Here is a 19,144-nt window from a genome sequence, read left to right on the forward strand (position 1 = left end):
AGGAGGTTACGAGTGTATTACACCCGATCGCAAATTACTTTAAAACATAGCCTTATTAAGAAATTGAGTATGAACCCACGCCAACTACAAGAATTATCTGCTCAGTCTAACGAGTCAGGTTTTACGATCATTGAGTCGCTGGTGGCGATCCTCGTAGTTAGTGTTTTGCTGGTAGCGATCGCACCTGTCTTAGTTATGTCAACAGCAACTCGTGTGCAAGCTAGACGGATAGAATTGGCAACAGGAGCGGCTAAAGCCTTCATTGATGCTATCAAGTCTAAAACAATCTCAGAAGCCCAAATATCAAATACTACCTCACTCTCTGCTGCAACCGCTTCTGCACCTCGAACAGTAGCAAGCTCAACTACCAGTGGTGACTATTTAATCAATAGTGCAGGGGTTCCCACAGATGCAACTACTTTATATTGCTTTCACAATGATGGCAAAATAACTCTACCAAGCGACTGTACAACCTACAAAACAACCAGTCCAGTTCAGTTTTACATTCAGGCTTTTGGCAATGCAGTTGGAACAATCAGCACAAGTAGCGCTCAAATCGATAACGGTCAAAGCTATCGGTTGGGAATTCGGGTGTATCGTTCGGATGCCCAGTTTGGCTCTCTCAAGAAAAGTGATTTGAATGATACTACCAATGGCAACCAAAAAACAACAGCAACATTCACTGGGGGATTAGGCGATCGCAAAGCACCCCTAGTAGAAATGACAACTGAAATTGTCAGGGGTCAAAGCTCCTATAGCGCTTTGTGCGATCGCCTTGGTGGTTGTCAACCATAATTAACTCGGTAAACATAAATAATTTCATGACTCAGTATCGGTCACTAAGGAGAACCTGTAGCAAAATGAATATATTGAGGTGGCTGTTAAGTAGTCAGCTAAAACCCTCTCACAAGCAAAACAAAAATAGTGGCTTTACGCTGATTGAATTACTGGTGGCTATGCTCATTGCATTCCTAGTAATTACGCCGTTACTCAGTTTTATGATCAGCATTTTAAACACTGATAGCCAGGAACAAGCTAAAGCCAACTCTGAGCAAGAAATTAAATCAGCCCTTGACTATATTACCCGCGATCTCCAACAAGCAATATATATTTATGATGCTACTGGAATTGCTTGTCTAAGCGGTACTGTTGATACTAATACTTGCCCAAGTGCAAGTGGGAATCAACTATATAGTCCAACAACAGATAAAGTTCCTGTGCTTGTCTTTTGGAAGCGAGAATTTTCCAAAGAAGCTGTTCAAAGTACAAATACTGCCGGTGTAGTTCAAAAAGATGATTCTTTTGTCTATTCATTAGTAGCTTACTATTTAATTAAAGAAACTAATCCTACTAACTGGTCTCAAGCTGCCCGTATCGCCAGATGGGAAATTAAAGATGGCATTATAAATAGTGGTGGTAGTACTTGTACAGGATTTACTGAAAAATATAGTCTATGTCCAGATAAAGGTTTTAAAGCATTTGACTTGTCACAGAAAGGCGTAACATTACAAGCAAAAATGAATAGTTGGATAGGAGGGGGGACTTACAATCAAGTTCCTGTAGTGCTGGTTGATTTTATAGATCAAACAACAATAGCACAGGGAGCGCCAGCTACTGCTACATGCTCTACTAACTTTAGTCAAGTTCCAACAGCAGCAACTATTGTTAGATCGGGATTTTATGCTTGTGTAAATTCAGTTAGCTTAAATAATAGAAGTGCTGCTGAAGTTTATTTAAGGGGTAACGCACAAGCTCGTTTAATACAAGATGAAACAAAAGTGCGTTACGCCCAGATTAGATCTAGTTATTTTCCGAGTGCAAACATTAAGGTTCAAGGAAGCAGCTTTATATTTACCAAATAGCTTCTATCTTTGAGAAATATTAATAAAAGCAGGATAGTATGCCGAATATTCTTAGTTTAAAACTATTAGATTCTTTGCAGTTGCACAGCCGAAAAACAAAGCTAAAGCAGCAAGATTTAGCAAAGAGACCCTATACCGATGGCTATAATCAACAAGATTCTGGATTTAGCCTGATAGAGTTAACAGTAGTACTGCTGTTAGTAGGAATTTTAGCAGCGATCGCAGCCCCTGGTTGGTTTGCCTTTGTGAACCGACAGAGGGTAAATAAAGCTAATGACGTTGTTTTAGCCGCACTGCAAGAAGCACAGCGCCAAGCCAAAAACAAAAAACTTAGCTACAGTGTCAGTTTTCAGAAAAATAGCACAACTCAAAATGTAGAGGTTGCTATTTATAATACCACTGCTGGAATCAGCACATGGAAACCTTTAGGGGCAGATGTAGGCGTTAGCTCTGATAAATTTCTGCTAGGTGCAAATCTCAGTAGCGAAAACACTGCCAATTCTACTACTAATTCTCCTGTATCCTACCCTCCCCCAAGTACGCCAACAAAAATTACCTTTGACTATATGGGGGCTTTACCAACTTTACCAACTCCATATTTTGGAACAGGGACAGAGCCACCTGGGTTAAAAATAGTAGTAGCTGTACCAAGTTCTCCAAATTCTACATCGCCTAGTAGCGTAAAGCGATGCGTCATTGTGAAAACTCTCTTAGGCTCAATGCTCACAGCAAAAGACGATCAATGTAACTAAGTAGTTTGTGTAATAAATTTATCCAAAATAAGTAATAGTACTGTACATAAAACTGCACGTTGATAGCAAAATTGAAACATCATGTGCAGTTTTAGTGTTTGATAGATTTATTTAATTTTGAGTAAAAAATTAGCCATTGCCTGAACATATAAAAGGCATCTTAATCAAAATATAACTTTCGGAAAATGACTGAGAACCTTGATTTTACTGTAGCGATCCCAACTTACAACGGTGAAAGTCGTTTGCCGGAATTACTAGAGCGACTACAAAAGCAACTTCACACAGAAAACTTATCTTGGGAAATTATAGTTGTAGACAATAACAGCACTGATAATACAGCTAAACTTGTTCAAGCCTATCAAAAAAATTGGCAATGTCCTTCCCCTTTAAAATATTGCTTTGAAGGGCAACAGGGAGCAGCTTATGCCCGAAAAAAGGCAGTTGCAGAAGCTAAGGGTAGATTCATAGGTTTTCTAGATGATGACAACTACCCAGTATCAAATTGGGTATCCGCAGCTTATACTTTTGGTGAAAAGTATCCCCAGGCGGGAGCTTATGCTAGCCAAATTCACCCTGACTGGGAAGTAGAACCACCAGAAAACTTTCAGCGAATCGCTCCATTCTTGGCAATTACAGAGCGAGGTAATTTACCACTATTATATGAAGCGTCCAAAAAATTACTACCTCCTTCAGCCGGTCTTGTTGTCCGTAAACAAGCATGGTTAGAAAGTGTCCCAGAAAAATCTATTCTAACTGGGAGAGTTAAAGGCAATATGCTTTCTAGTGAAGACTTAGAAATGCTGTCTCATATCCAAAAATCAGGATGGGAAATTTGGTATAATCCAGAAATGGAAATTTCTCATAAAATCCCAATTTTTCGGTTACAAAAAGATTATTTAATTCCCTTCTTTAGAGGTATTGGACTTAGCCGTTATGTAACTAGAATGGTTAGTATAAAACAGATATATAGACCAATTGCTCTTTTATCTTACACGATCAATGACCTGCGTAAAATTGCTTTGCATTTACTCAGATATCGAACTAAGCTCAAACATGATTTGGTACTTGCTTGTGAAATGGAGCTTTTCCTAAGTAGTTTGATTAGCCCTTTTTATCTTTGGAAAAACGGATACTTTAAAAAATAAATTATCAAAAAACAGGTATTATGGCCCAATTAGCGGTTAAAAGTTTAGATATTAGCGTAGCTATCCCTGCATATAACGGAGCAACCCGTTTACCTAAAGTTTTGGATAAGCTATTAACCCAGATAGGAGTAGAAAAACTTAACTGGGAAATTATTATTGTGGATAATAATAGTTCGGATAACACATCTGAAATAATCCAGAATTACCAAAAAATATATAATGGCAACTGTCATTTAAGATATTTTTTAGAAACCGAACAAGGAGCTGCTTTTGCACGACTGCGGGCAGTCCGTGAAGCAAGAGGTGAGCTAATAGCGTTTTTAGATGATGATAACTTACCTGCTCCTGATTGGTTAGCTCAAGCATATAATTTTGGATTAGAGCATCCTCAAGCAGGTGCTTGGGGTGGACAGATTCATGGAGATTTTGAAGTAAAGCCACCAGAAAATTTTGAACGAATTCAAGCTTTTTTAGCTATCAGAGAACATGGCTCAAATCCACATTTATTTGATGCGGAGAATTTAAGACTTCCTCCCGGAGCGGCGCTTGTTGTCAGGAAACAAGTATGGTGTGAGAATGTACCACAACGTCCGACTTTAAGCGGAAAATTACCTGGTATTTTGGTGCAGGGAGATGACTATGAACCATTACTTTATATACATTATGCAGGCTGGCAAATTTGGTATAACCCTACCATGCATACTTATCATCAAATACCACATTGGCGACTGGAAAGAGATTATCTACTAACTTTGGCACGTGGCTGTGGATTGTGTATTTTTCAGCTGCGTTTGATAAATACGAAAAATTGGCAAAAACCAATAGTTTTTGTGAAAACTATTTTAGGGAATTTACGTCGAGTATTACAACACCTTATTCAATATAGAGGGCAATTTAAAACTAATCTAATTGCTCTTTTTGAGATTGAGTTTTACTTGGCTAGTATGATGAGTCCTATTTACTACTTAAAATGTAATTTAGGCAGAGGACTAAAAAATTAAAGTAGCCTGTTACTAATGATGGATTTTACTCCAAATTTACCCAAAATATCTGTAATTATACCTACTTATAATAGTGAAAAAACTATTAGCTACACAATTCAATCAGTTCTACATCAAACTTTTACTAACCTAGAACTAATTGTAATTAATGATGGTTCCCAAGATTCAACTTTAGAAGTTATCACACAAATCTCAGACTCACGAATACAAGTCTTTTCCTATCCCAACGCTGGTGGAAACGTTAGCCGTAACAGAGGTCTACACCGTGCAGTTGGAGAATTTGTTAGTTTCTTGGATGCAGACGATCTGTGGACACGCGACAAACTTCAATCTCAATTAAAGGCTCTGCAAGAAAACGTTACAGCAAAAGTAGCTTACAGTTGGACTGATTATATTGATAAAAATGGTGAATTTATACTTTCAGGCAAACGTGTCAATGTTAATGGAAATGTCTATGAAAATTTGTTACTAAATAATTTTTTAGAGAATGGTTCCAATCCCTTGATCTGTAGAAAGTCTTTAATTACATTAGGTGGCTTTGACGAATCTTTAAGTGCAGCTCAGGATTGGGATATGTGGCTACGATTAGGTTCTAAGTTTGATTTTATCTGCGTACCATCTGTACAAATATTATATCGTATAAGTGGTAATTCAGTTTCTTCAAATCTTCTCAGACAGGAAAAAGCCTGCTTGCAAGTGCTTAAGAGAGCCTATAAAGAAAAACCTTCTACACTTAAGAATAGTTGGAATATAAGCCTAGCCAATTTATACAAATACCTGACATGCAAAGCTTTACAGAAGCCATTTAATCGACAAAGAGGTTTAGCATCGGCTAGATTTTTGTGGAATTATTTTATTAACGATCCTTCAAGACTTAAAAATATAAATTTCACCTCCAAACTATTATTGAAAATCATCATAATTCTTATAGTGCCCACCTTACTCTACAGCTTTACTAAGCAACGCGAAGTAAAAAGTCAAGAAACTCCAATATCGATCAACAGTTAGATTACTGAAACAAGACTAGAAGACAAAATGAATACACGGGTGCATTTACCGTTTATAGTTAATGCAAAAAATGTTTTTAATAAGTACTCCAATAGTGGTTTTACTCTACCAGAAACTTTAGTGGTTGTTTTATTAATTGGTATATTAGCCACGCTAGGAATACCCAACTGGCTAGCTTTTGTGGAGACTCGCCGCCTTAACACTGCTCAAAACCAAGTTTATCTTGCTATGCGCCAAGCCCAAAGCCAAGCCACAAAGGAAAAATTGACTTGGCAAGCTAGCTTTCGCATACAAAACGGTATCATTCAATGGTCAGTTCATCAAGCAGAAGCAGGACAATTTATTACTGATGCTGTTAAAAGCAATCGTAATCTATGGAACAACCTTGAACCAAATACTCGCATCGATGAAGAGGATAACAGTAAAGGAAAAAAGGAGACAACTTTACAAAAACATGCTTCACAGCAAATGTGGCGAGTTTTATTTAACTACCACGGTTGTCCCATCTCTGAAGTTGGAAATCAGTGTACAATCGGCGGATTAGGACAAATAACATTCTATAGCTTGAATGGTGGTAAAGCTAGACGTTGTGTTTATGTTTCTACAATTTTGGGGGCTATGCGAACTGGCAAAGATCATTCTATAGCCAATGAAAACGACAAGTATTGCTATTAAGATATTTTTAGTTGAATCAAACAAGGTATTTTGTGCTGAACTTATCAGTAAAACCAAAACAGCACCTGATTATTTTTACTCGCTATCCAGAACCAGGTAAGACAAAAACTCGATTGATACCTGCTTTAGGAAATCTTGGTGCTGCCAATCTTCAACGGAAAATGACTGAACATACAATATTTCAAGTTCAAGAATTGCAAAAGAAAATTGCCATATCTATGGAAGTGCGGTTTGCAGGTGGCAATTTGCAACTTATGCAAGACTGGCTAGGATTGGATTTGGTTTATCAGTCTCAAGGTGAAGGCGATCTAGGTTCGCGGATGGCACGATCGCTTTTCGATGCTTTTGAATCTGGTGCAGACAAAGTAATTATCATCGGTACAGATTGTCCTGGAGTGAATGCCCAGATTCTAACAACAGCTTTTGAGAAGTTACACAGCTTTGACCTCGTACTGGGTCCTGCGCTCGATGGTGGATATTATTTAATTGGTTTGTGCCAACCCATACCGGAGTTATTCGCTAACATCAAGTGGGGAACTGCTCAAGTATTCCAGAAAACCTTGGAAATCGCCCGGAAGATTAATTTATCACACGTTAACTTGTCGCCTTTAGCTGATATCGATCGACCGGAGGATCTGCCCATTTGGGAACAAGTCCTTATGGGAGAAATGTGAGGATGAGGGAGATAGTAACTCAAATATTGTACTTAGCTCTAGCGATTACAAATCGTACCTATAGAAACTAAGAGACTTCCGTGGATTAATGGAAAATTAAGATTTTGAAACCCGCATAGGCAGATTTTGTCTGTATAGTCGAGACTTCCAAGCGATCGCTGCAAGATGTTACATATTCAATGAGTCGTATTCTACATCTCTACATTAGGTTAGTATCTTAAAATACCAGGAATTTCCTGAAGACACTGTACATCACAAATGTTACTGTGGCCTAGTTGAAAACCAAGAGGCAGATAGCCTTTGCCAGTATTGAATCTGCTTTGTGTTTCTACACAACAGTCACGGTCATGGGCACAATATTCAAGTAACTTGAAATATGAAAATCACTCATATTCACCGCCAGTTTGAAAAATTATGGTTAACCGTTTTACTTCCGTGAGTACTGCCCTCACAGTTAAGGTAGTTGGAATAATCTGCATATTGTCCTTTTTTGTGGACTTTTTGATTCTATTGTTACCCTTTCAACCGACCGATCGGGTATGGCAAATCAACTTGGCAACAGCGCTAGTCGATCGGGGAATTGTTCCTCTGGTAGGACTGGGGCTGCTATTTGCTGCCTATTGGATAGAAAGCGCTGATGCAGGAAGCGATCGCCTCCAAGGGATCGATTTAAGATTTACCGCCGCCATCCTCTCAAGTATTTTAGGGTTGATGTTCTTGCTGATTTTTCCCCTGCACCTCAATAACGTCAATCAAGCTAAGACTCAAACACTTAACCGCATTACCCAAGAAGCAGATCAGGCAGAAACCCAACTGAACACTCGGTTATCGCAATTGCAAGCACAACTGAATACCGATCAAGGAAAAGCTCAACTAGAGCAACTGCGAAACCAAACCAAAACTCAGTTTAGTGAAATCCTCAAGGACGATCAAAAATATAAGCAAGCACTGGAAAGCTCTCAAATTCCCGCAAATATCAAAGAGTTACTGAAGAAGGCTAAAACAGATCCCCAAGCGCTTGACAAAGCTATCGAACAACAAACAGATATTCAGACGCTGCGAGCTCAACAACTGAGCCAGGTTCGCCAGCGCAGAGACGAAGCACTGCAACAAGCTAAAGATACTGCTTGGAAGTCTGGGCTACGGATTGGGATTAGCAGTTTGCTGTTATCCATTGGTTACATTATCATCGGCTGGACAGGCTTAAGAGGTAGGGGTGCTGTACAAGGTGGTAAACCCAGAGCTACCGCCCGCTAATTCACTATTAGCATGGCAGTAGGACAGATCCAAAAATTATTGACGGCTTATACTGCCATGCTCCTAGTAGCTAATAAAAATAAAAATGCAATTATCACTGAGTAAAATCGCTATAAAACTTGGGTAATGTTTTCAATTTACATACTGACATATAACGAAGAACTAGATATTGCTGCTTGTATTGAATCGGCTATGCTATCGGATGACATCATTGTTGTGGATTCATGCAGTAGCGATCGCACTATGGAAATCGCCAGTCGCTATCCCATCCGCGTCGTCCAACACGCTTTTGAAAGCCACGGCCGCCAGCGCTCCTGGATGTTAGAGTCTATCCCCCCGAAGCACGAATGGGTTTATATTCTCGAAGCTGATGAGCGGATGACACCAGAACTATTCGCGGAATGCGAAAAGGCAAGTCAGCATCCAGACTATATTGGTTACTACGTGGCTGAACGTGTCATGTTCATGAATCGTTGGATTCGCTACAGCACACAGTATCCCCGTTACCAAATGCGCCTCTTTCGCCACGGTAAAGTGTGGTTTACAGACTACGGTCATACTGAACGGGAAGTTTGTGAGGGTGCAACTAGCTTTTTAAAGGAAACATACCCCCATTACACTTGTAGTAAAGGTTTGAGCCGTTGGATTGACAAACATAACCGTTATTCTACAGATGAAGCTCAAGAAACTCTGTATCAGCTAGAACAGGGAAACGTCAACTGGCAAGATTTATTCTTTGGCAAATCGGAAGTCGAAAAACGCCGCGCTCTAAAAGATTTATCTTTGCGTTTACCTGCTAGACCGTTGCTACGCTTTTTATATATGTATTTTATCTTAGGCGGCTGTTTAGATGGACACGCTGGACTTGCTTGGTGTACATTGCAGGCATTCTACGAATATCTGATTTTGCTCAAAGTCTGGGAAATGAAGTATCTACCACAACCTAATTTAGGCACAACAGCAATTCTTGCACAAGAAAGTACACAACAATTACAGAGTGCGGATTCGGAAACTACGCAAGTTGACGTAGCATAAGACGACTTTAATTAGAAGGCTTCTCAGTAAAATCCACAGGCAGGGATCGGGTGGGTAGGCGATCGCAAAATCGGACTTTTTCCGAAATAGGGTAGCACAGCTAGCTGTACTACCCTAACTTGCTTTACATTTAAACAAAACCACCATAATAAATTAATATTTTTAACAGACCATTTTCATAAAAGTCACTCCCGATCAAAAGTGAGTGACTGACCCAATAAAATAACTCCTCAGTTTACCTGGTGGTACTTTCACAATCACGAGCAGCTTTTGATTGAGCGCGATAGATTAGTAATACCTCATGACTTGCAACAATCATTTACAAGTCTTATAAGGAAAAGTAACATCCTCTAAGAATAACCACCCGCCATCGGATTGGTTGATATCTATGTGTATGCTTGTAGGAAAATAGCTGATTTCCAGCAATAAGTACGTGTTTTTGCCGTAGCAGCCTGGCTGCTAGTATTTCGGATAGTTACTTGAAGCAACTTCTGCTGCAAGTAAGGCCTTTGCTATTTGACAAATTTGCTGGTATGGATACCAATAACAAAAGTTCCTCTAGCTTAAAACAGGAGAATCGGGGCTTGGTAGTCGATCGCCTAAAACAGGACTTAAAAAACGACCTGATTGCTGGTTTGTTGGTAGTAATTCCCCTAGCAACTACTATCTGGCTGACAATTACCATTGCTAGTTGGGTAATCAACTTCCTCACCCAAATTCCCAAACAACTGAATCCCTTTGATGGGTTAAATCCAATTCTAGTAAATTTACTGAATTTATTAGTAGGATTAGCTGTGCCACTACTGTGTATTTTATTGATGGGCTTGATGGCTCGCAATATTGCTGGGCGGTGGTTGTTAGATTTTGGCGAGCGATTATTACAGGCAATTCCTTTAGCAGGACAGGTATACAAAACTCTCAAACAGCTTTTAGAAACAATACTAAAAGATTCTAATGGCAAATTTCGTCGGGTAATTTTGGTAGAGTATCCCCGCCGAGGAATTTGGGCGATCGCTTTTGTCACTGGTGCAATCAGCAGTGATATCCAAGCCCAGATGTCCCGCCCTGTCCTCAGTGTTTTTATCCCCACCACCCCAAATCCAACTACCGGATGGTACGCAGTCGTTCCTGAAGATGAGGTAGTGAACCTCTCCATGTCCATTGAAGACGCTTTTAAAATAGTTGTATCAGGTGGCATTGTCGCCCCCAATACGCCTTTGGTTTTCCCCAAAGAGTCTAATCTGGAGGTGAAACACGACGAAATCAAGCGGCAGGTTATTTCCGTTGAAGAAACTTAAATTCAATCTGGCAAAGTCACAAGCAAATGCGTAATATTGTTGTTTGACTGTGCCAAAATTGATAGACTTGTAAGTTTGCCCGGACTAGTTAATCATTTCTCGCACAATCACCCCTCACTTTTATGCAACCTCGTAAACCCCAGCAAATTGCTCGTGAATTGGCACTTTTAAGCCTTAGCCAATTGCCAGTCAATCCAAAGAAATTAGATACATTACCAGACGATCAACTAGTATCCAAATTGGTGCTAGGAGCAGTACGCACCCTGACCTCAGAAGTGCAAGATACCCTCGATAATGCCGCAGGTGAACTGCAACGCAGTAACGATCGCATCTTAAGTAGCCAAACTCGGGCCTCCGATCTCAATTCTGCTAGAGCAATGCTTCAAGAAGCGATCGCCTGCACCCAGACAGCAATCAATCAATTGGGTACAGCAGTTGATTTCCCCGAATTGATTCAACTGGCTAATCAGGATAAGGGAGTCCGTAATTATGCTAAAGAGCTTGTGATTACCGTTAACGAAAATCGACATATTATTGATGAACTCATTTCTAGTGCTTTAGTAGATTGGCAAGTAACTCGCCTGGCCCAAATTGACCGCGATATCCTGCAAATCGCTGTGGCAGAAATGAAGTTCTTGGGAGTTCCAGATAGTATTGCCATCAACGAAGCTGTGGAGCTAGCCAAACGCTACAGTGGAGACGACGGCCATCGATTTATTAACGGTGTTTTGCGCCGAGTCACTGAGCAGAAAAAAACAGCATAGTACCGTACCTGAATTCGTAATTCTTAATGAAGCTCTCTACGAGACGCTAAAAGCGAACGCAACCTCGCTACCGCTACGCTAACGTAATTCCTATATTGCTATGGAGAAAAGTCTGTAGTCGCTTCTGCGGCTTTCTTGGCGCGGAACTTCTCTCCTGGCTCTAGCCTCTTTCTTTGGGAGAAGAGGAGACGGTGCGCTGAACCAAAGGAAGCTGATTCTGTTTAAAGTGGCATGAAAGGTGAGGATAACTGGGAAGCTTTCACCCCAAGAAAAAGTGCAAAGTTAAATTAAACTCATAACTTATAACTTATAACTCATATAACTAATACTGCTGCAATGGTTTTTAATTGGTTCCGTCGTCAACATAACGATTCCTCTGAGACTCCTTCTGATAAAAAACAGGAAGAAATTCCTACAAAAGAAACCCAACCAGAGCCAGCTGAAATCTCAACTGCCGAAACTGCACCAGATTTGTTAGCTTTTGCTAAAGCTGCTTATAAAAATATTCAGCAAAAACAACAGGCTGAGGTAGTCGAAACTCCACCTGATACAGCAAATGCCTCAGCAGAACCTGAAACTGTAGAAACGGTAATTGCGGAAATCACTGAATCAGAAGCAACAGAGGAATCTGTCAGTACAACCCTAGAAACATCACAGCCAGAAGTAATCCAAGCAGCTACTGAAGAAGAAAGTAGAGAAGATTCCTCTGTAAATACAATTGCTGAAGAAAGAGATGTTGAAAGCCCAGAAATAACGGCAAATGAAATTGAAAAAACCCCTACACCAGAAGCAACACAGCCAACAGCACCAGCTAATTTATCCTTCTTAGAACGGGCGGCGGCAGAACGGCAAGCAAAACTGGATCAACTAATAGCCACCGCCATTGAAGTTCCAGAACCAGAGATAGTACAGCCAATCGCTGCAACCTCAGAAATAGGAGAGGAAATTCCCGGACTGGTATTTGATGATGGATTTGTCTGGTCAGCAAAAGTCTTAGCAGCTCAAGGTAGAAATCCAGAAGACGTTTCTATTGAAGAAATTACCTGGCTGAAAAAGCTCCGGCAAGGGTTAGATAAAACTCGCCGGAGTATTCTCAACCAACTGAAGGCGATCGTTGGTCAAGGGCCCCTTAACCAAGCTGCTGTAACGGAAATTGAGGCATTACTGCTGCAAGCTGATGTCGGTGTAGAGGCGACAGATTTTATTATCAATGCCCTACAAACAAAACTTCGAGAAGAAGTTACTGCGCCAGAAGAAGCGATCGCTTATCTGAAAAAAATCCTCCGGGATATGCTGGATGCACCAAGCATTGCATCCCACAAAACTAGTTTTACCCCAGAAAAAGAAACCTTGAACATTTGGTTAATCACTGGAGTGAATGGTGCCGGTAAAACCACCACTATCGGCAAAATTGCCCACTTGGGACAAAAATCTGGCTATAAATGCTTGATTGGCGCAGCAGACACCTTCCGCGCCGCCGCCGTCGAACAGGTGAAGGTTTGGGGTAGTAGAAGTGGTGTAGAAGTAATTGCCAATCCTGGGAAAAATACAGATCCGGCAGCAGTTGTGTTTGATGCGATCGCAGCTGCCCAATCGCGACAAACAGAGTTACTTCTGGTAGATACAGCTGGACGACTGCAAAACAAGAAAAATTTGATGGACGAACTCGGTAAAATTCGGCGCATTATCGACAAAAAAGCCCCAAATGCCAAAGTAGAATCCCTATTGGTTTTAGATGCCACTTTAGGTCAAAATGGACTCCGGCAAGCCGAAGTTTTCTCCCAAGCGGCCCAACTGAGTGGCGTTGTCTTAACCAAGCTAGATGGCACTGCTAAAGGTGGTGTTGCCCTTGCCGTTGTGCAACAGCTAGGCTTACCCATTCGATTTATTGGTGCTGGCGAAGGAATTGAAGACCTGCGCCCCTTTTCGAGCTATGAATTTGTCGAAGCTCTATTGAGTGGCTAATTGAAAAATTTGGAGTTAAAAATTTTTCTTGACAAAATCATAAATTTAGGGATGACTGATCTGGTATTATCACTTGAACTAACTAGAAACTGTTCAAGTCGTAAAATCACAAGTTTGTCACAATAAATGGGTGACTTTGCTAAAATCTCAAGCTAATGCCCTTTTTTCACCCCCGAAGGGCTTTTGTATGTAACAGCACAGAAATTTCTTTGCTACATACAAAAGCCCGTAAACTTACATTTTGTACCCGTTTCAAGGGCACGCGAGACGCTAGCTCCCACAAACACAACTATTGTGGGATGGACAGCCGTATAAGCGGTGAAGAGTGCGTTGGAGAGCCAGCGCGGGTGAGTCCAGCACTGCGGGATGGTTTCCCTCCGCAGTTAATTTATATTGGCTATGGCGATTTCAAGACTTATTTACATATTCTCAGCTTTGGGAATTAATATAAGTCTGTTATTTACCAAACCAAGCTCGATTTGAGCGCTTATAGAGGTTTTCACTGAAAAGACTTCTAGTTTTTTAGTTGCTTATACCCAAACAGTTACTCTGAAAGCGTTATAAATTATTCTTTGAATAAAGTATTCTTATAACTTTAGAGATATGCTTTGGAGATTAAGTTATGAAAAAATGAAAATTTTTCTGAACTATTACTGCAACTAGTAATTTTTACGGGTTGAGTTTTAATTAAAAATACATGATTTGAAATGACTAATTATTCCATCAAAAATCCAATAAACAGATAAAATACCGATAAAAGTTGCCTGTTACGTCTTTATACTCTTGCTAAAGTGGCAAGTCTTGTCTAAATATGGTTTAGCAATGCCAAAGCCAAAAAGTTTATAAGTAATCTAAAATCTGCCAATATAAAGTGCAATAATACCTGTGCCTGTGTCTCAACTGCCCTCTCAACCCACTGACAACAATAGTGCTGCGACAGATGTCACACCAGTCGTAGCACTCAAAGAACTCGTGGCAAGGTTGCACCGGGAACAGAACAAAATTCAAGATTTGCTCAGTTCTTTAGGATTTGCCCTGAGAAGTTTCAATAATTTGAATCAGTTTTTGGAACTGATCCCACTAATGGCAACAAGAGTGACAGATGCAGACGGCAGCGCCTTGTTTCTCTACAAACCTAATGGTCAAGTCAGGTTAGAACAGTTACATTGGCAAGATAGTGGCCAGCGCAAGAATATCCGCAAAGCGCTAGAAATAGCCAGCAGTCAAATCACGCTTTTGCCGAATACTGCTCCTCTAGCCAATGCGACAGGAATTTTGGATGACCAGATGCATCGCCATTTAGGGCCAGATGTGCAAATCTTTGGTACGGCGATTCTGGTGAAGCATACAGAACGGGGATGGCTCTATGTATTGAGCCGCGATCCAGAATATAGTTGGACAGAAACTAGGCAAAAGTTAGTTAGATTAGTTGCAGACCAAACAGCAGTAGCGATCGAAAACGATGAACTAGCTGTAGAACTAAGAAAAAAAGAACGCTTAGATCAAGAACTAGAAATTGGCGCAGAAATTCAACGGCGACTTTTACCACGTCAATGCCCCACAATCCCTGGTGCAGTGCTAGCGGCACGTTGTAAACCTGCAAATCGCGTCGGCGGAGACTACTACGACTTTATTGCTACCAATCAGAATAAGGTTCGGCTCAAGACTAAAGGCGATATAGAAACTAGTCGCTGGGGTTTGGTGATTGGAGATGTCATGGGCAAAGGTGTCCCTGCTGGGTTGATTATGACGATGATGCGGGGAATGCTACGGGGAGAAGTGCTACATGGGAATTCCCCAGCAAAAATTCTGCAAAACTTAAATAGAGTTATGTATGCGGATTTGGAAAATTCCCACCGCTTTGTAACGCTATTTTACTCAGAATATAATCCCCATAGTCGAATTTTGTCTTATAGCAATGCGGCACACAATCCTCCCTTATGGTGGCACGCAGCCACAAAAACTGTTAGCCGTTTAGATACTCTAGGAATGCTAATCGGTTTGGATGCTAACAGCCAATATGAAGATGCTCAGGTACAGTTAGAGCCTGGGGATACAATTATTTACTATACAGATGGTTTGACCGATGCTGCGGCGGCTGGTGGCGATCGCTTCGATGAAGATAACTTTGTCACTGGCTTCAATACGGCTTGCAAGTACTGTAATGGTCCAGAGGAGATTGTGGATTACCTATTTGACCAAGTTCAGCAATTCATTGGTGATGATAAGCAAAACACTGATGATATGACACTAGTTGTTCTACAAATTTTATAGATTGTGCTTAAACTCCAACCGAAGAGTGGTTCGGTAACTGGGGATTCACCGCACTAAATTTAATTTTTAATTTATTTTTCCTAAGAATTTCCGTAGCGATCGCCCAAATAGTCGCACATTAACCTTTTTTCAGGATTCATTTGTATTTAGCCTTTCGGATAATACATAAAAAATGATCCTTAGAATACATTTCCGTTCAAACAAAAACTATATATTTTGCACATCTAGCACAGTAGGAAACGTCAAGGGGGAGAGCAGGTAAAAGGTAAAATGTACAAGGTAAAAAGTAAAAAGTAAATTTACTTCTTCATTTTTACTTTCTTTCCATCCTTGTCACGCAAGCATTTAGCCTGTTACCTCTTGGCGTTTTAATTCTTCTTTTCTCCGCCGTAGCAAGTTCACAACAGCTACGACGGAGTTTTGTTTTCTTTGTTTACCAGGTCTAAATTTGGTCATTTTAAAGTTCCTTGGTATTTTACCTGGTAACTTTCATTTAATAATTTGTCAAGATATTTCTGAAAAGATTTTAGTTGAAAAATTCAGAATTAAAATGGCTATTCTTGCGCCCCAGCTTTTTGCAGACTCTGTACTATATGTTTATAACCATTAAATTCTGCAATCATCAAAGCAGTATAACCACCACGATTTTTCAAATTAACATCTGCCCCAGCTTGAAGTAATAACTGTACAATTTCGCTATAACCTGATGAGGCAGCCCACATCAATGATGTTGCCCTCGCTGAGTCTTGAAAATTAACATCTGCCCCCTTTGCCAGCAGCAAATGTACGATCTCTGTGTGCTTGCGTTCGATTGCTTTAATCAAAGCGGTTTTGCCATCATCCCCCGCAGTGTTGACATCAGCGCCATAGTCTAGCAACACTTTCACTGTTTGAGTGTGTCCTTGTGATGCAGCCAATGTCAAAGGTACTTCGCCAAGATTTTTGCCATTAATATCTCCCCCAGAACGCAGGAGTGCCTCGACAATTTTGCTATGTCCCTGCAATGCTGCTACCAGTAGTGGCGTATCACCCAGGTGGTTATTAATTTGGGCATCTGCACCTCTATTAAGTAATACTTGCACGACATCAATGTAGCCTTCCACAACGGCGAGATGTAGGGCAGTTTCACCATCTTGGTCTTGGAGATTAATTTCAGCCCCTCGATCGAGTAAAGCTGTTGCGATCGCACTGTGTCCACTTGCTGCTGCTGCCGATAATGCAGTTCCACCGTCAGCGTTTTTCATATTCACATCAGCCCCTGCTGCTAGCAGTGCTTCCACAACCTCCAGATGCCCCAAGTCTACCGCTAATGTTAAGAGTGTCTCACCTTCTCGATCTGGGATATTGACATCAGCACCAGTTTGGAGAATTGCTTGTAAAACTTCGATGTTTCCCTGCTTAATGGCAAGTTTCAACGCAGTATCATCATCTTTATCGGCGATATTCACCTTTGCACCAGCAGCCAATAAGACTTGTACTACATTAATATGACCTTTGAGGACTGCTGCCATTAAAGCTGTGCTGCCATCTTCATTAGTGGCATTCACATCAGCACCCTTAGATAGTAAAAGCTGCAAAATGTCAAGTTGTTTAGCACTAGCCGCCAACATCAAAGCCGTCAAACCATAGAGCTTTCTGGGCAAGTTGATATTTGCCCCGGCATCCAGCAGCGATCGCACAATTTCGGTGTAGCCTAAATTGGCAGCAAACATTAACGCCGTCGTGCCTTGGCGATCGCAAGCGTCTACCTTCGCACCAGCAGCCAGGAGCGCACACAGCGCCTTGATATCGCCACTTTTAGCAGCTTTTAGCAGCAAAGTATCGTTGTTTTCAGTCATGAATGAGATCCCACACAGGGGTTTTGTTCGTCTACCCTCAAAACTCAGTCTGAGATTGTTTATGCACTTTGGCAAGAGGGTTATGCAATTAAAAATTAAAAATTAAAAATTAAAAATTTAGAAATGCAGTCTTGGCAAGCATTCTATCTATTAACTGGATGCAAATTTAAGCTAAGGGAGGCTTCACTCTTGTCTTCTCTCCTCATCCCTTAATCTCTTTTAATTTTGTGCAACTTTAAGCACAGAGAATAGAGTTATGCTAATTTTTATGAAGATTTAATAATTAGGCGAGAACACTATGAGTCTGGAACTTTCTGCGTCGGTGAAATATTGGCTAAACTTCTTCCATCCGGTGCTGATGTGGGCACTATTAGCACTCTCAATTTATGCTGCCTACTTGGGGCTGAAAGTACAGCGTACCAGAAATGCTCAAGGGGAAGAAAAGAAAGAACTGATTAAAGGTAGATATAACCTCAGACATTACCAAATCGGGTCTATACTCTTAGGTTTTATGGTAGCAGGTGCGATCGGAGGGATGGGTGTCACTTACATCAATAATGGCAAGTTATTTGTGGGGCCTCACCTGCTGGCAGGACTGGGCATGACGGGTCTGATTGCATTTTCTGCTGCTTTGTCGCCTTATATGCAGAAAGGGGCAAATTGGGCGCGTGCAACTCATATTTTGCTAAATTTCACGCTTTTGGGACTTTTTGCTTGGCAAGCTGTTACTGGCGTGCAAATTGTCCAAAGACTTCTTACTAAAGCTTAGTCATTTGTCCTTTGTCATTAGTCCTTTGTCATTAGTGTATGAGCAATGACAAAGGACTGTTAAATCACCGCTTTTGTTTAGAATTAACAAGAAGGGATTTTTCCAAAGATTTCTGAAAATCTTGCTGAACTTTGCGAGTTAAGCGCCGGGAGACTTGGCGGACGATTTGGTTAAGTAAGCGATCGCCTGTAGATTGAATTATAGATTTGGGTAATCGCTGAATAAATCGGGGAAAGTGCAAATCAACGACTAAATCTAATTCCCATTCAACTCTTGTAACCTCGCCGCTAGTGCAAGCATTGTTTTCGATTAACTGTAGAGATGCCTTATAATCTACGTCATAACCAGGCGGTTGGTAATCAGGAATGGGGATTGTACGGATGCGGTAAATACCCTCATCTGGGGGCAATAATTCCAAACCAATTTTCGGTTCTACTTCATAACCGAAAGCACCAAAACGACCAATTACTAAAGCATAGCCATTTTCCCCAAGTAATTGCACTTTCATGGGTTGAGCGCAACGAGAAAACCATGAAGCGTGGGCATTAAGATACTCAGCAACCTTCTCTGCTGAGGCAGGCATTTCCATAAAATCTTGATAACGACCATAAAATTTTGTGAGCGTCGCTACATTTACGTCTGTTAATGTATCCTTAGCCTCTTCTTGGCTGGACGCTACAGGTAAAACTGCTTCTGTTATTTCCCAGGATTTATATTCGCCTTGTCTTGAAAGCATAAATGCATTACTGTATATTTTGGCGTTCGTCTATATTAATAGTTCCCCACGTGCCTGGGTCATTTTGCATCAATATCGCATTTTGACCAAA

General features: G+C 40.8%; 18 protein-coding genes. 16 read left to right on the plus strand and 2 right to left on the minus strand.

Features of this window, described 5'->3' with window-relative positions:
- The first annotated feature begins 69 nt into the window (after positions 1 to 69).
- From hpsB to CDG77_RS12675, 15 genes are all read left to right on the plus strand, one after another.
- The gene (gene hpsB, locus CDG77_RS12610; protein ID WP_094329709.1) at positions 70 to 795 is read left to right on the plus strand and encodes a hormogonium polysaccharide secretion pseudopilin HpsB; all 726 of its coding nucleotides are present in this window, start codon (positions 70 to 72) and stop codon (positions 793 to 795) included.
- Between the two features lie 65 nt (positions 796 to 860).
- On the plus strand, positions 861 to 1,862 hold the full coding sequence (gene hpsC, locus CDG77_RS12615; RefSeq protein ID WP_094329710.1) for a hormogonium polysaccharide secretion pseudopilin HpsC: 1,002 nt from the start codon (positions 861 to 863) through the stop codon (positions 1,860 to 1,862).
- 38 nt (positions 1,863 to 1,900) lie between these two features.
- A complete protein-coding gene (locus CDG77_RS12620; RefSeq protein ID WP_094329711.1) occupies positions 1,901 to 2,614 on the plus strand; it encodes a prepilin-type N-terminal cleavage/methylation domain-containing protein in 714 nt (237 codons plus the stop codon).
- A gap of 185 nt (positions 2,615 to 2,799) precedes the next feature.
- A complete protein-coding gene (gene hpsE, locus CDG77_RS12625) occupies positions 2,800 to 3,759 on the plus strand; it encodes a hormogonium polysaccharide biosynthesis glycosyltransferase HpsE (protein ID WP_094329712.1) in 960 nt (319 codons plus the stop codon).
- A 20-nt stretch (positions 3,760 to 3,779) separates the two neighbouring features.
- Entirely contained in the window at positions 3,780 to 4,760 is a 981-nt protein-coding gene (gene hpsE / locus CDG77_RS12630) for a hormogonium polysaccharide biosynthesis glycosyltransferase HpsE (RefSeq protein WP_094329713.1), read from the plus strand.
- A 15-nt stretch (positions 4,761 to 4,775) separates the two neighbouring features.
- Positions 4,776 to 5,768: a glycosyltransferase gene (locus CDG77_RS12635; RefSeq protein WP_094329714.1), complete on the plus strand. Its 993-nt coding sequence runs from the start codon at positions 4,776 to 4,778 to the stop codon at positions 5,766 to 5,768.
- Positions 5,769 to 5,795: 27 nt separating this feature from the next.
- On the plus strand, positions 5,796 to 6,443 hold the full coding sequence (locus tag CDG77_RS12640; protein WP_094329715.1) for a pilus assembly FimT family protein: 648 nt from the start codon (positions 5,796 to 5,798) through the stop codon (positions 6,441 to 6,443).
- Positions 6,444 to 6,475: 32 nt separating this feature from the next.
- Entirely contained in the window at positions 6,476 to 7,117 is a 642-nt protein-coding gene (locus CDG77_RS12645; protein WP_094329716.1) for a TIGR04282 family arsenosugar biosynthesis glycosyltransferase, read from the plus strand.
- A gap of 414 nt (positions 7,118 to 7,531) precedes the next feature.
- On the plus strand, positions 7,532 to 8,374 hold the full coding sequence (gene hpsJ-B / locus CDG77_RS12650; protein WP_094329717.1) for a hormogonium polysaccharide biosynthesis protein HpsJ: 843 nt from the start codon (positions 7,532 to 7,534) through the stop codon (positions 8,372 to 8,374).
- Between the two features lie 126 nt (positions 8,375 to 8,500).
- A complete protein-coding gene (locus tag CDG77_RS12655; protein ID WP_094329718.1) occupies positions 8,501 to 9,409 on the plus strand; it encodes a glycosyltransferase family 2 protein in 909 nt (302 codons plus the stop codon).
- A gap of 533 nt (positions 9,410 to 9,942) precedes the next feature.
- On the plus strand, positions 9,943 to 10,707 hold the full coding sequence (locus tag CDG77_RS12660; protein WP_094329719.1) for a DUF502 domain-containing protein: 765 nt from the start codon (positions 9,943 to 9,945) through the stop codon (positions 10,705 to 10,707).
- A gap of 122 nt (positions 10,708 to 10,829) precedes the next feature.
- Positions 10,830 to 11,471: a transcription antitermination factor NusB gene (gene nusB, locus CDG77_RS12665; protein ID WP_094329720.1), complete on the plus strand. Its 642-nt coding sequence runs from the start codon at positions 10,830 to 10,832 to the stop codon at positions 11,469 to 11,471.
- A 336-nt stretch (positions 11,472 to 11,807) separates the two neighbouring features.
- Positions 11,808 to 13,436 (plus strand): signal recognition particle-docking protein FtsY, encoded by a 1,629-nt coding sequence (gene ftsY, locus CDG77_RS12670; RefSeq protein ID WP_094329721.1) that lies wholly within the window; start codon positions 11,808 to 11,810, stop codon positions 13,434 to 13,436.
- Positions 13,437 to 13,735: 299 nt separating this feature from the next.
- On the plus strand, positions 13,736 to 13,882 hold the full coding sequence (locus CDG77_RS36460; protein WP_181154262.1) for a hypothetical protein: 147 nt from the start codon (positions 13,736 to 13,738) through the stop codon (positions 13,880 to 13,882).
- A gap of 439 nt (positions 13,883 to 14,321) precedes the next feature.
- Positions 14,322 to 15,710, plus strand: a complete 1,389-nt coding sequence (locus CDG77_RS12675; RefSeq protein WP_094329722.1) for a PP2C family protein-serine/threonine phosphatase — start codon at positions 14,322 to 14,324, stop codon at positions 15,708 to 15,710.
- Between the two features lie 554 nt (positions 15,711 to 16,264).
- On the opposite strand, the gene CDG77_RS12680 is transcribed toward CDG77_RS12675, so the two are convergent.
- Entirely contained in the window at positions 16,265 to 17,548 is a 1,284-nt protein-coding gene (locus tag CDG77_RS12680) for an ankyrin repeat domain-containing protein (RefSeq protein ID WP_094329723.1), read from the minus strand.
- A 298-nt stretch (positions 17,549 to 17,846) separates the two neighbouring features.
- On the opposite strand from CDG77_RS12680, the gene CDG77_RS12685 reads away from it, so the two are divergent.
- A complete protein-coding gene (locus CDG77_RS12685; protein WP_094329724.1) occupies positions 17,847 to 18,317 on the plus strand; it encodes a DUF4079 domain-containing protein in 471 nt (156 codons plus the stop codon).
- 64 nt (positions 18,318 to 18,381) lie between these two features.
- On the opposite strand, the gene CDG77_RS12690 is transcribed toward CDG77_RS12685, so the two are convergent.
- Entirely contained in the window at positions 18,382 to 19,053 is a 672-nt protein-coding gene (locus tag CDG77_RS12690; protein WP_094329725.1) for a DUF1997 domain-containing protein, read from the minus strand.
- Between the last annotated feature and the right edge of the window lie 91 nt (positions 19,054 to 19,144).

It is taken from the genome of Nostoc sp. 'Peltigera membranacea cyanobiont' 213 (assembly GCF_002245975.1).
Lineage (GTDB): Bacteria > Cyanobacteriota > Cyanobacteriia > Cyanobacteriales > Nostocaceae > Nostoc.